This window comes from Dyadobacter sp. CECT 9275 (assembly GCF_907164905.1).
GTDB classification, from domain to species: Bacteria; Bacteroidota; Bacteroidia; order Cytophagales; family Spirosomataceae; genus Dyadobacter; species Dyadobacter helix.
This window is the reverse complement of sequence record NZ_CAJRAF010000002.1, coordinates 3,716,230-3,729,897: the sequence shown is the minus strand read 5'-3', so window position 1 is coordinate 3,729,897 and position 13,668 is coordinate 3,716,230. Positions and strand designations below refer to the sequence as shown.

Below are 13,668 nucleotides of genomic sequence, written 5' to 3'. Positions count from 1 at the left end.
AGGGGATGTCATTATGGTCTGGAGAATTGTTGGTTTGGGCCCGGCAAAATATTTCACATTCCCATTTTGCTAGATAATTCGAGTAGTTAGGCGCAGAAAATATTGTTAGGAGCGTTTAATGTAACCGTAGTTCACAAAAAAAGCAGCCCGTCCCTGCTGCTCTTGTCGCTCACCATATCCTTGTATCGGATTGACAAGCACTGCTTGTGTGTGTGCCACCTTAGGCGTTAGCGGTGGACGGAAACAGTATTTTAGTAGACCTCTTGGCTTTGTCGTGAGTCAAGCTCCTTGCCAAACTTGAAGTTCGACCAATTTGTAAACCAGTGTCTTCTCTCGCCGATAATTTTGTTCTGTAAGGTCTGATCCGAAATTTTGTATAAGTTTAACAACTTTCTTTTAGTAAGCATAATATCGGTATATGGATAAGCCAAAATATCCATAAGTAAGTGAGAAAATTCAGACCTTTGCATCCTAATCTCGGAGTTGGTATTTTCAAATTTTTTCTCAACATGCTGAATTATAAAGGCTCGTAGCTTGTCATATCGAACCTTGGACTTCATGTAGAATAGAGAAACGACTATTGCGAAATAATTCAGCTCGTTTGGAGACGTAAAATTGCCATTAACTGCTTGTATACCCAAGTATTCGGCTAATACCTCTTCGCTTAGCCAATACTGATTTCCTAATTCAGCTATGGTAATCAGCAAATACAGCGTCTCAACCTGCGTATGCTGAGATGAACGATTTTTTTGCAATATAAAGAAAATATTGTCATATACTTTTTTGAACACTAGATTTCTCATGTCAGATTTAAACTTGTCTTTTAAGCTGAGGGCTTCAATTACAAGTCTTAGAATTCTGCACAACCGTAGCGTTGTATTAACTTTTGGTGATACTGCGTATAGAAAGAAAATAAAATCGAGCAACTCTAGTATTGCCTGGATGAATTCGCGTTCACTTTTAGCCTCTTTAATGATTTTAAAATACTGCCGAAGTAGTATTTTTAATTTTCGCTCAAGAATTACAAATGAATAATTTAAGATATCTTTGTATTCTACATTAGATTCAGATATTATCGTTTTAAATTTCGTAATTATTCGATTCGAATTGATATGAATAGCTCCTTTTTGCCCAATCACATTTATTTCACCATTTGCACCTGATTCAAATTCATCGTGTAGGGTATACTTGAAGTTTTCATTCATCAGCTCACTTATCTTTTGTTTTGCGATTGTGATCCCTGTGATAATTGGCTTGTCAAATATTTGCGTTTTTGCATCATTGAAGTAAAGTTTAAATTCTCTCAATCTCAATCTAAATGCCGACAGAATCGCTTGCAAGCAGGTCTCGTCGTTATAAAAGATGAAGTAATCATCTACATAACGAAATATTTCAAAATCTGTCTTATATTTTAGTCCCTTCTCTGTTAACTCTTGTTCAACACTGGTGTCGACTTTTTGCAGAATTAGCTCTGCGAAAATTCTTGAAAATTCAGGACCTATAACAATTCCGTTAGTTTCGTTATAATTCAGTTCCTGCATGAGCGAGTCAAATTTAGAACCAAATGACCCCCTATTGTAGTCTAAATTTTGCTTAATTGTTTCTTTATCTATCAGTGCCCATGATATTGTATGAGAATATATGCTATCAAAACATTTGGATATATCAAATTTTAAAAGACGATTAAACCTTTTCTCGGCACGATGGTACTGATATGATTCATAAAATTTGTGAATGTTACTATATTTTTTGTATACAAAAAACGTTCGAAGGTTTTCATATTCTTTATCATTTTCATCTATGATTCCGTCACTAGCGTCAGCTAGTTTTTGAAGATGTATTCTGTCCGCATAATATGTATACTTTGCGACACGATGTGGTTTCCTTATTGAAAATGCGCTGCGCGAACAATAGTATAGGATCATTTCCTTATATTTCTCATAGAAATCAATGATCTTTAATTGATTTTTTGGATGTACAATGCATAGCTCTCGATAGTCGTTTTCTTTGTGACTAATTTTATAGCTGAACGGAATCGTATGTGCCTTCTCGATATTCACTTGACCATCTATAAACGGTTTTTCATGTGATATACCGAATATTAAGCGAATAATAGCTTGTGTGACATCGGTATTATTCTTTAAGCAAGCGATTTTATTGTCTATTGAATTAAATACGATTTGATTTTTTGTAATATATTCATATAAGTGACGATTCGAAAAAGTGATAGGAACTTCAAATGGAAGTACATCGGAAAGAATAACTCTTTCCTTTTTATATTTTATATATTTTCGTTTGCGCTTATTCATATCCACCCCTTTTTTATGTCTTTGTAATCAGATGATTTGAATTTTACAACGGAGTGTGGGCTAAAACCAGCGACGAACGAATATGAACTTAATATTTTCTCTACTACATTTTGGGGTAAGCCGCTGTTAGATAGAATATTTTTCAGATGTGAATCCAGTTCGTACAAGTCATCTTGACTGTTGATTAGACTGTTACCGTAATATATGCCAGCTAGAATATTTTTTTTGTTGTTTATTAGCCTGAAATTAGAAGTCAAAAACCTTAGTCTCTTCCTTAATAGACTTCTCGCCGTCTTTTTGTTCTTAGAAGCGGTTTTCAAGTAAAGCGCTGAGGCAAGATCAATACGGGATTTATATCTAGCGAATTTTCTTGTTGACATTTTTACTTTCAAAGGCATAGGTTTACTGGTGCTGTCAAATCCAAATGAAAATTTGTAGCCAAGATAGTCGAAGTTGTGTGTGGAGGGATTGCCAGGTCGCCGAAGATCGAATAGCTGTGTCTTATCGGCATCCTCATTCATTGTAAGGGATGCTTCGGTTAGTATCACCGTATCCGTCCGACAAACCCATATTGCACGCGCAGCTTAGTTTACAAGTCGCCTAAACGTCTTGTTTCCGATATTTGCTCCAGTTATTGGGAAGTAACTGATAGAGGTCTTTATGCTTGTGGGATTGGATTCTTTCCAGCACATCGGTGAGCCATTGCTGCTCGTTAACGCCATTTTTCTTGCACGTTGCCATGAAGGAGTACATGGCTGCGGTCATTTCTGCGGCTTGATGCGAGCCTGCGAACAAAAACGCTTTTCTGCCGATTGCTAATGGCCTGATTGCGTTTTCCGCTAGATTGTTATCGATCTCGATTTGCCCATGTAGTGCGTAAGCGCTCAGGCCTTCCCAACGTTGGAGTGAATAAGCAATGGCTTGTCCAAGTGGGCTTTTAGGCATTACCAGTGGTAGTTGCTCGCTCATCCAATGCTTCAGCTCAAACAGGAGGGGTGCCACCTTTTCTTGTCTCAGCCGAGTCTTTGACTCCCAATCCAGTGCTGCTGGCGCATCTCTTCCTCCAGGGCGTAAAGCCGCTGCATGCGCTCCAAGACATGATTGGCCTTTTGTTTATCGTACGGCAGCGCATCCACGAATTTTCTACGGGCATGCGCCATGCAGTAGACCAGCAGGATGTCCGGGTGATTACTAAAAAGCTTTTCGTATACCGAATAACCGTCTACCTGGAGGATACCCTGGTAGTCAGCAAGCATTTGCCTGGGGCCGCTTTGATCACGGCCCTTCCGGTAATCAAACAGGGTCAGTTGGTCACAAGGAGCATTGTAAATCCACATATAGCCCTGATGGATCCCGTTTTTATGGCCCCTGTCCAGCACTTTCAGTGGGGTCTCATCGGCCTGTAAGTATTTCTGGTTGATTACCAATATCTTAAGGAGCTCCCATAACGGTGCCAGATGTTGCCAGCCCTTCATCAGCCAATCTGAGACCGTGGAAGCTGGGAAAGTTACCCCTAACCGTTTATATTTTTCGATCTGTCGGTGCAGCGGAAGGCCGAACACGTATTTATCGATGATGATCTGGGCAATCAGGCCGTCGGAAGGAATACCCTTTTCAATGACTCTCTCAGGTAGGGAGCCTGTAACGACACCCTCTCCGTTGGAACGGGCATATTTGTAACGGATGTAGCGCTTTACAAAGAGTTCGGCTGGAATCACGTCCAGAACCTCGGTTACTTCTTCACCGATAATGGTACAGCCGGTAACGTCTTGATCAGGCTCGATGATGATTACCTCCCGACGCAGGTTTTCCGGAAGTAGCATGCGGCCAGTTCCTTTTTCACGCTTTTTGACAGGAGCCTTTTCAACCACTTCGACAGTTTGGGACAACTCCTCTTGCTGCTGCTGGGTAGTACCTAATTCAAAAAGGTTAGTTTGGGCTGCGTCCGGATACGGACTGGGAAGTTTTTCGCTCTTTTTACCGAATAGATAGCGGCGATATTTATCGAGCTCCAGCTGCAGGGATTGAATCTCGACATCCTTCTCGGCGAGGGCTTTTTTATGTTCCAGAAGCACCTGTTCATAGAGCAATTTATAGTCCGTTGCCGTATCTTCCATAACATGAAAGTACAACTAAAAAGCGACCTAAACAATACGTTAAGGCATATTTTAGCGAACTTTATCACTCAACTTCAGGCCCTGATATACCGCTTTCGCAGACGGACAGAATCTAGCATGACGCCTTGTAAAAGAAGCGTCAGTTGATGGCTTGTGATCAAGATCTGATTGCCTTTCGGCCACTCAAAGGTGCCAACTTCAAGCTTCTTGACATACATCGCAAAGCCATCCCGATCCCACTGAAGTAACCGAATCTGATCCAAACGTTTGCCTAAAAAGACAAACACATCGCCCGAGGATGGATCAAAGCCTAGCTCATTGCGCACTAGGCCAGCCAGGCTGTAAATGCCGTAACGCATATCCGTGGGACTGCGGTAAAGAAAATAGCGGCAGGTATGCGACAGAGCCAGCATTTTAGTTCGCCAATTCCCTGATAAACGCCGCATCCAGCGCTGCAAATAATTCCAGTCTGGCGCCAGAAGCAAATACAAACGTCGCCAGCACTTGACGCTGTGGCTGCTCTAATCGCGAATGGGTAACTATCCTGGAAAATCCTTTCTGCGAAACGGGGCTCTCTGCGCTGTCGTTGCGGAATTTCTTAACCCAATAATTGAACTTATGGTAACCCAACCCATTCTGATTGCAAAAAGCCTGCTTGCTAATGTCTTCTGAGCACCACTGCTCGTAAAGCTGGCGCATTTGTTCTGTATCCGTTTTCATGACACAAGGTTAGAAAATTACCGAAAGCCGAAGAAGATGGAGTTCGTCGGATGGATACGTATCACCTTTATCTTTTCTTTTTGAGCTTGCGGGCTGATAGAGTCGGATGGTGTATAAATTACAATTATGTCATCGACGTATCGCGCGTAGTACATCACGCCAGCAAGGTTCTTAATTCTTGAGTCTATGTCGCGCATATATAGTTCGACTAGGTAGGGACTAATTCCAATACCACGAGGAACACCAGTTGTATTCTTAGTTAAATCATTGTACTCTCTAAGAACCTGAGAGATTATACGTCTAGATGAAAGAGTGAGAAGGTTTTCATTATTAATCTTTCTCAACAGTTCTTTTTGAGGAATGTTTTCATAAAATCCTTTGATATCAGTTTTGAGAATTATTTTTGGAAATCCATCAGAGAGAAGAATTTTTACGTTATTGACAATCGAAAACCGATTTGATTGTTTAACCTTGTATATTTTTCGGAGATTGTATTGTAGTTGTTTAAGAATGAGTATACTCTCGATGCTCTTTGTTGTTTTATATACAGGCTTATCGGAGATTGTGATATCACATTCAATGCCGATTTTGTAATCCGGTTGGTCAATTTCGGCGCTAATTTTTTGCAATTCAAGGTGGAGAATTTGATCGCGATTTTCTCTTAGTCGTTCAAGATCAAACGTTTTAGGAATGTCAACATCCAAATCTGCAGTAAAATCTTTCTCAGTTAGCCTCTTTGTCCTGATTATTGTTCGCTGCTTTTCTTCCTTGATTGCGTTGTCTATTTCTACTATGTTCGGAAAAAATTTACCAACGAGATAATTCCCTTTGCGGTTTTCTAAATCAATTATTTTCTGAAAGTTTTCGGGAGAGAATGATTGGTCAAGCATATCGTATTAGCTGTGGTGATACAGGTGAAGTGGACTTGAATCTATCTTAGCTTTTTAGTTATGGTTGGCGTATTCTAGGAAGTCTAGCAGACAGATACACTTTCGATATGGAGAGGAGTAGCTATTCTCTTTTGCGCCGAATTCACTCCAGTTATCTTTTAAAAAGCTTCGAAGGGCGGTTAGATCAATTTTCTCTTTTGGTAGATAGGGAATTGCCTGGACTGCGTGAATGGGAGTCAATGCTTTCAACATTGACTCCAACGTGGCATGAGTTTGCCCCAAGTTGGTCATGCGAGTTCTACCGGTATCCACTCGGTAATCCTCGATTGTGATCGTATTAGCCCTGGTAAGTGTATAATTGTTAAAGGTGTGAGCCTTCAAGGAATTGTCTGCGTTGAGGTTTGATGTCGCTCTTTGGTACTTAAAGAAGGGTATAAATACATTTTGCCGAATGACTGAAGGGAGTACCTTTTTGACGATTTCAGGATAATTTTGTTCCTGAAGTTGCCCAAACAATATGTCTTCTAGTAGATCACGAGCCTTTAAGCCTACAATTCCTCTCTCTTGTAGTTTTGATATGTTCCCAAATCCGACGACAACTTCTAGCTCGTCAATTTTCTCAAGCTCTTCAATGCCCTGCACAAGAATTTTTCCCGTCGGTTTTGAGGTCGTGACAAATTCAAAGACCATTTTTTGGAGCTGGCGTAACGTTTTGACCGACAGTGTTCTTGGTAGGTCGGCCAGGACCTCCCAAATTTCTTTGTAATCGTGAGCCTTAATCTTTACTAATGGAATTATGATGGAATTCGAAGTGTAACTGGAAGTTTCTATCGAAGGATTGCAGGGTGAGCTTTGCCACTCTACGAAGAATAGTCTGTTTTGGAGTTTTTCGATGTGAAACAGATCCTTATCCAGACAGGAAATTAAATTTTTGAGGATGAGCTCGATATTTGGATCGGACAAGGAATATCCTAGAAAAAGAATTGGATACTCAGCAAAGAGGGTGAGAAGCTTTGCATTTAGGTAGTGATTGTTTTCCATGAATTTATTGTAATCGCTAGATGTGACTACCAATGATTCAGGTTTTGAGGTGCATCCATGTATCTTGTATAGCTCACCGATTGACTTATGATCGGCAAAAATGGCCTCTTTTTGTCCTATTTGAGTTTGAAATTCGGGGAAAATTTCTTGGAGAAAATCGTCCCAATTGGTGGTTAAGATTCCGCTTATCACTGCCTGAGAAATCAGTGAAATTTCTTCTTCAAGGCCTTCGTTGAGTTGCTTCCGCGTTTCTACATACTTTGCGAGCTCGATCTTGAATGCTGTTTCGATATCTTTGCTAGCAATTTCGCTGTAATCATTCCGGCTATCCTCGTATTCGTCTGATTGCCACCAATGTGCGTGAAACTCTTCCGCTAAACTTGATGCGATTTTTAGCGGATCATTTGAGCATTTTGAAGAGTAGTATCCAAATTTGTGCTTAAAGCACTCTTTATTATTCTCAACAAATCCTTTCAGTAGACCGATCCAAGTTGGAATTGAGCAGTAGCGAATTGAAACTCCAGAGCCGACAAAGAGAAATGGCGGGCATTCCGAGCTTGACAGCATATTTTTGAGGCGAGTCTTGAAGGCTTTTTTTGGGTCACTAGTCTGATCCATTTAATTAGAGGGCTTTTGTTTATTACGTGAGGGCTTTGTTGCAATATTTTCTTAATACAGTTTCCCGTGTAGGTCTTTAGCTTACCTACATCGGTTGTTATTTTGTCCCGTTGTTGTTCGTACAGTTTCTTATTTTCTGTATTCACTTCAGGGCAATAGCATTGGAATGCATGCCCGTGTCTCGTAAATCCTTCTAGTCCGAAGTATCCGGATGATGCTTTGATTGTCTGACATCCCTAGGGCATATATTTTCTTTTGAAAATTACATTGAACATAGATTCCAAGGTGTTGCCGTTAAAATTTCCGTATTGAGAGACAAACATTTCTGATTGAAAGGGTTTTTAAAAAATTTTGAGACCCAAAATATACGTAACCTTTTTGACGGCTCAAAGGGAGAATTGACAAATACCTTGTATGCGAATGGTTAAAATTCGAATTTATTAGGTTTAGTTTGTTTATGCTCTAGCTGATCTCAGGCCGATTTCAAATTCTAATTGGTTGATATTTAAACTAGTATGCCTTGTTTTTAAATCTGACGACAGAATGATGTAAATTACCTAGCTACTGCTTTTTGCTTCCTTTTATTACTGCTTTTTGCTTCCTTTTATTATAGTTTATGTTTGAAAAATCGTAACTTGGGTTAGTGTTTTACAACTAAAACTTAGAATTATGGGAATCAAACCAGGGCCAAAGAGAATTGCCGAGTCAACAGGAAAGCCAGATAAGCGTCAACGGGATAATAAAAAGGTCCAGGTAACACGCCTTCGCTGAAACCACAGGGAGTGTAATCTGAACTCTGTCTGGCTATTTAAGTTGATTCAAATTTAATTTTTCTTTTCGATTTCAAATGCTTTTTTTGCTTGTTATTGGATTTGTCAAGGGCGGCTGAGGCACGAGGCCGTTCATTTACCCTTGATAAATTCGATAACGTGCTATTTTTGCTTTTTATATTGGAAGGTAAAATTAAAGATCCATTTGCATTCTGTCGCCAAATTTGATATGCAATTGTTGAACTGTAAGTGCCCAATTTTGCAAAGGGGACGTCCACTTCCTGCTGATGTTTTCTACTGCTAAATATATCAATTTGAGCAATGCCATGTCATTGGGAAAAGCGCCTTTTGTTTTAGTGATTTTGCGAACTTGCCGATGAAAGCCTTCAACCGCGTTAGTGGTATAAATAAGCCTTCTAATTTGCTCATCATAAGCAAAATAGGTCGATAATTTGTGCCAATTATTCTGCCAGGATTTGATCACGACTGGATACTTGACTCCCCATTTGACGTTGAGCTTATCCAGCTCCATTTCCGCTTTATCTTTGGTAGCTGCCCGATAGACCGTTTTCAGGTCTTGCATGAAAGTTTTTTGATCCTTGGAAGCAACATATTTAAGCGAATTTCGGATCTGGTGAATAATGCAGGTCTGAATTTCAGACTGAGGAAAAGATGCCAATATTGCCTCGGAAAAGCCGGTAAGATTGTCGGTACAGGCTATCAAAATGTCTTTAACTCCCCTGGATTTAAGATCAGTAAGCACTGAAAGCCAAAAGTTAGCTCCCTCACTTTCTGATACATACATGCCGATTAAGTCCTTATAGCCATCTCGATTTACTCCAAGCACATTGTAAACGGCTCTTGATACAACTCGGCCACCGTCTCTCACCTTGTAATGCATGGCATCCAACCAAACAATGGTGTAAAGGCTTTCTAACGGCCTGCTCTGCCATTCCTTAACTAGTGGAATGACCCGTTCAGTGATTTCTGACAATGTCGCATGAGATATTTCAACGTCATACATTTGCTGGATATGATCGGAAATATCCCTAAAACTCATACCCTTACTGTAGAGCCCGATTATTTGCGGTGCAAGGTTGTCGGCCAGAACAGTTTCACGTTTCTTGACAATTTGTGGAGAAAATGTGCTTTTACGATCCTCGGGCGTAGTCAGGAGTATCTCACCAGACGTTGTTTTTAAACGTTTGCTTCCTTTGCCATTACGCTTATTGCCCGATTCCCGCTCTTGATCACTGAGGTGGGTGTTCATTTCAGACTCGAGAGCACTTTCTAAAAATTGCTGAAGCAAAGGAGCAAAAACTCCCTCTTTTCCAGTTAATGACTGTCCCTTCATTAACTGTTCGAGCGCTCTGTCGCGCATCTGTTCAAATTCTGTCTTTTCCATGATCTGTCATAAAGTTAAAACTTTTAGACAGAGTTCATTTTACAGTCTCAAACCACACGATCATAAGAAAGGGGATTAGATAAGTCGGTTTTAAAGCCTGCAGACCGTTGATTTGTTATTTAAAGGTGTTGTTACTTTCGAATATGTTCGATAGAAGCTATGATAGTATCCACAAGTCTGTCTAGCCTAACAAAAGTCATATGTCGGCGAAACATCTAACACCTTATTACGAATGTTTATTTGGCGCAGAACCTTGACTATCAGCCTCGGCTACTCTCCAAGAACCTTTTCCAGAGCCTCATCCGCTTCCTTGTGAATAAAGTTCGCTTGATAGTTAAGGGTGGTCTTCAAGTCTGAGTGTCTATACAGCTTTTGGAGCATAAGCGGGTGAATTCTGTCGCCTGCGATATTGCCGAAGGAATGCCTGGCGATATGATTGGACAAGTTCTTTTCAATTTTACACTTGTCGGCGATTTTTTTCAGATGTTTGTTGAGAAGCTTTGTTGCATTCCGGATTTTTGTGAAGACATCCTTTTTGTCTTGAGGATTGGCTTTTTTCATGAAGGGAAAGATGTAGTCATCCGTTGAGCTTTTCTCTGGCATATAAAGGGCCAGTATCTTATGAGCCTGTTCCGGAATTTTTAAACTGACGGGTTTTTCATTTTTATTCATCTGGTAGTACAACCGGCCGTCTAAGAAGTCAGCCCATTTTAAGGATACTACGTCGGAGACCCGTACACCGGCAAAGTAATAGGCAAAAAGCCAGATGTTACGCGTATGCCAAATTGAAGTGTTCTCTTCCAGTTTCAGGGTTTCAATTCGTTTGATCTCCTCTGTTGTCAAACCTATTTTGTTTCCCGAAGGAATTCTTATGATTTCCTTTTCTCCTCCAAAGGGATATTTTTTTGCGTCGGTGATCCCCTCTTTAATCGCGAGATTGTATATCGTGCGGATGAACATTAACTGATTGGTGATCGTACGTGTTTTGTGCCCCAGGAAAGCTGAGCAAAAGCTTTTGAATCGGTTTATAAACGCCGTATCAATATCTTCAAAGTTAAGGCTGCTTTTGTTCGCTAACGTCGTCAGGTCATCGTGTAGATTCTGTGGGCCTGATCTCGCTTTGGATATTCTTGCTTTACGCCTGGCATCAATTCCTTCAATCACTTTTTCTTTCGAAAGAGTAGCGTTAAAGTTCAGGAACTCATGGATGTTATATAAGATGGAGAGCTCCGGCTGCCCTACGGAGTAGATCCCTTCCAAATTCTTGTTACGAATTCTCTCGCAGGCCAACTGAAAGAACGAAACCTTAGTGTTTTGACGCTTAAACTTTCTTTTGATTTGGTCCGATGAGAGATTTTCTTCGATGATCTCAGATTTATCACTGATCGTTTCGATTTCCGAAAGCTTCTTTCGCAGGAATGCGTTTAAGCGCACTGAATTTTCGTGCGATTTTTTCACCTTGTCAGATTGGGCATCCCATTCTTTTTCGAAAACATATTTGCCGGTAAAGACATAGCGGCTTTTCCGGTCCTTGGTAATTCTTACAGCAATCGGAAATTTACCATCCTTCCGCTCGTTGTGTTTCCAGAGCACTAGTTTTACTGTTGCCATGTTTATCATGTTTCAGAGAAACAAAAATACGAATGACTGCGGCGTTTTACTAAAAAGTATCTAAAACATATCTAAAACATTTACTGGATTTACATGGACTGAAGGGGACAAAAACATGCCAAAAGTACCTTATAAGTGCAATTTATGTCCAATAATGTTCAATTTATACCATAGCAGGTGAAGCTCATAACCCAAAGGTCGCTGGTTCGAGTCCAGCTCCCGCTACACAGAAAATCAAGCCGTTACGATCGAAAATCGTAGCGGCTTTTTTCATAGGTACAACAACTAAGGGATCAGGGATCAAGTCAAAAACGGATCAAGCAGAATTTCTGGGGGAATGATACGGAGAAAATTCTAATTGTCCATCCGTTTCAGGATCAATCACGGATCAGTCCGAAAAGTTGGGGGGCGATTAAAAAAGTAGTTCATTTGTAATGAACCAATTTTAGAGTCCATTGCAAGAATCATATCAAGCCTTAGTTCGCTTCCTATTACCAGAAGGGATCACCGTATTTTTTGAACTTTCCAAAATCGTCGAAGGCCTCACGGGTCTGCACATCTACCTGGAGGAGAAAAATCTTCCTCCCTCCGAATATAAAGATCAAAAATTAGAGTCTAAGGGCTTTCTGCCCGAGATATACATTCAGGACTTCCCTATTCGTAACCAGAAGGTTACACTCTGTATCAAACGCCGTCGTTGGGAAGTGAAGGATACGGGAGAGACTATTAGTAGGGATTGGGAATTGGTTCAAAAAGGGACGCGAATGACTAAGGAATTCGCGGATTTTTTAAAAGGATTGTATTGATAATCATCCTGTAAGTTGTTCTCAATTAGGCAAATACTTTCATTTGGATGGGAAGCAACTTCAGGAGCAATATAAAAGCCATATTAGCGATTACAAAGATTGGGAACAACGAGAGCATGCGGCCGAGTGGCTATTATATCCCGACAACACAGGTTCGCATCTTAGCATAGATGAAACATCACTGTCCAATGGTGAATTATATACAATTGTCACGGATAAAGCAGCCAAAGGACGTAAAGGTTCATTAGTAGCGATGGTCAAAGGTACGCAAGCTAATTCTGTCATTGAGATTTTGAGGAAGATTCCAAAGCGTACTCGTGATAAAGTAAGAGAAGTGACGTTGGACATGGCGGCCAACATGGGCATGATTGTGAGCCGATGCTTCCCAAAGGCGTCGAAGGTTATCGACCGTTTTCACGTCCAAAAACTAGCATTTGATGCAGTTCAGGAAATCAGGATTCAACATCGTTGGCAGGCCCTGGATCAAGAAAATGAAGCTATTGAAGCGGCCAGGCAATCCGGATTGATTTACCAGCCTGAGGTTTTGAGCAATGGAGATACGCTTAAACAATTGCTGGTCAGAAGCAGATACTTACTGTTTAAGCATCACGACAAATGGACACTGTCACAGGTTCATCGTTCGAGGCTACTTTTTGAGCGTTATCCGGTTGTTGAGCAAGCATACAAGCTGGCTAGTGGTCTTGGTACCATCTTTCGGGCTTGCAAACTCAAAGAACAAGCATTCAAGAAATTGGCGCTTTGGTATAACGAAGTTGAAGATTGCGGCCTTGATTCATTCAAAACTGTCGCCAGGTCGATCCAGACGCACTATCTGGACATTCTTAATTTCTTTAACAACAGAAGTACTAACGCTTCAGCTGAATCTTTCAACGCTAAGATCAAGGCTTTTAGGTCATCATCCAGAGGCGTTAGGGATATTCCATTTTTCCTATTCCGGCTTACAAAACTTTATGCTTAACTTCCCCCCCCAGATTTTCAGCTTGACCCTCAATCACCATAAATCGACCAATGGTCGGATCGAAGAACCTGGCTTGGAGATCTATCCAGTTCGTTTCGGGCTGCTTTTCTTTACCTAAGAAGGTGTACTTATTCTTCCCTACCGTTCTAGGAATGGCAAGCCCGAAAGCAAAATATTCCGTCTCCTGCACAATAGTTCCCACCTCATTCATCACCATGCGGGTATTGCCCAGGTGGTCTCTAAGATAATACTCAAAACTATAATCCGATGCATTCGCACCATTATTGATGATGGAGTTCACCCCGTCGTAGCTGAGAATTATTTTATATAGATGCATTTAAAACACTAAACCAAGCTGACTCCGATTACAAATCAGGGTAAGCTTGGATTGTACGGTGGATA

At 40.7% G+C, this 13,668-nt stretch carries 12 protein-coding genes; 2 read left to right on the top strand and 10 right to left on the bottom strand.

What is annotated here, in order from left to right:
• Nucleotides 1-251: 251 nt before the first annotated feature.
• The 9 genes from drt3b to KOE27_RS23175 form a co-directional block, all read right to left on the bottom strand.
• Nucleotides 252-2,309, bottom strand: a complete 2,058-nt coding sequence (gene drt3b / locus KOE27_RS23210) for an antiviral reverse transcriptase Drt3b (protein ID WP_215241137.1) — start codon at nt 2,307-2,309, stop codon at nt 252-254.
• 600 nt (nt 2,310-2,909) lie between these two features.
• Nucleotides 2,910-3,311 (bottom strand): IS66 family transposase, encoded by a 402-nt coding sequence (locus tag KOE27_RS29910; protein ID WP_255573923.1) that lies wholly within the window; start codon nt 3,309-3,311, stop codon nt 2,910-2,912.
• Between the two features lie 11 nt (nt 3,312-3,322).
• Nucleotides 3,323-4,441 carry an IS66 family transposase gene (tnpC, locus tag KOE27_RS23205; RefSeq protein WP_255573921.1) on the bottom strand — a complete coding sequence of 373 codons (1,119 nt, stop codon included), beginning with the start codon at nt 4,439-4,441 and terminating at the stop codon, nt 3,323-3,325.
• Nucleotides 4,442-4,500: 59 nt separating this feature from the next.
• Nucleotides 4,501-4,839 carry an IS66 family insertion sequence element accessory protein TnpB gene (gene tnpB, locus KOE27_RS23200; protein ID WP_255573920.1) on the bottom strand — a complete coding sequence of 113 codons (339 nt, stop codon included), beginning with the start codon at nt 4,837-4,839 and terminating at the stop codon, nt 4,501-4,503.
• A 1-nt stretch (nt 4,840) separates the two neighbouring features.
• Nucleotides 4,841-5,146: an IS66 family insertion sequence element accessory protein TnpA gene (tnpA, locus tag KOE27_RS23195; protein WP_215241135.1), complete on the bottom strand. Its 306-nt coding sequence runs from the start codon at nt 5,144-5,146 to the stop codon at nt 4,841-4,843.
• Nucleotides 5,147-5,163: 17 nt separating this feature from the next.
• Nucleotides 5,164-6,036 (bottom strand): antiviral reverse transcriptase Drt3a, encoded by an 873-nt coding sequence (gene drt3a / locus KOE27_RS23190; protein WP_215241134.1) that lies wholly within the window; start codon nt 6,034-6,036, stop codon nt 5,164-5,166.
• Nucleotides 6,037-6,090: 54 nt separating this feature from the next.
• Entirely contained in the window at nt 6,091-7,695 is a 1,605-nt protein-coding gene (locus KOE27_RS23185) for an SIR2 family protein (RefSeq protein WP_215241133.1), read from the bottom strand.
• A gap of 963 nt (nt 7,696-8,658) precedes the next feature.
• Complete coding sequence (locus tag KOE27_RS23180) at nt 8,659-9,870, bottom strand: IS256 family transposase (RefSeq protein ID WP_215241132.1); 1,212 nt, start codon at nt 9,868-9,870, stop codon at nt 8,659-8,661.
• 270 nt (nt 9,871-10,140) lie between these two features.
• Nucleotides 10,141-11,481: a tyrosine-type recombinase/integrase gene (locus KOE27_RS23175; RefSeq protein WP_215241131.1), complete on the bottom strand. Its 1,341-nt coding sequence runs from the start codon at nt 11,479-11,481 to the stop codon at nt 10,141-10,143.
• Between the two features lie 455 nt (nt 11,482-11,936).
• Here KOE27_RS23175 and KOE27_RS23170 point away from each other — a divergent pair, with 455 nt between their 5' ends.
• Together KOE27_RS23170 and KOE27_RS23165 are read left to right on the top strand one after the other, a co-directional pair.
• Nucleotides 11,937-12,287 (top strand): ISAon1 family transposase N-terminal region protein, encoded by a 351-nt coding sequence (locus tag KOE27_RS23170; RefSeq protein WP_215240550.1) that lies wholly within the window; start codon nt 11,937-11,939, stop codon nt 12,285-12,287.
• Between the two features lie 43 nt (nt 12,288-12,330).
• On the top strand, nt 12,331-13,266 hold the full coding sequence (locus KOE27_RS23165) for an ISAon1 family transposase (protein WP_215240549.1): 936 nt from the start codon (nt 12,331-12,333) through the stop codon (nt 13,264-13,266).
• Here the strand turns inward: KOE27_RS23165 and KOE27_RS23160 are convergent.
• Complete coding sequence (locus tag KOE27_RS23160; RefSeq protein WP_215241130.1) at nt 13,247-13,603, bottom strand: RHS repeat domain-containing protein; 357 nt, start codon at nt 13,601-13,603, stop codon at nt 13,247-13,249. The two genes, KOE27_RS23165 and KOE27_RS23160, sit on opposite strands and share 20 nt — an antisense overlap.
• Nucleotides 13,604-13,668 lie beyond the last annotated feature (65 nt).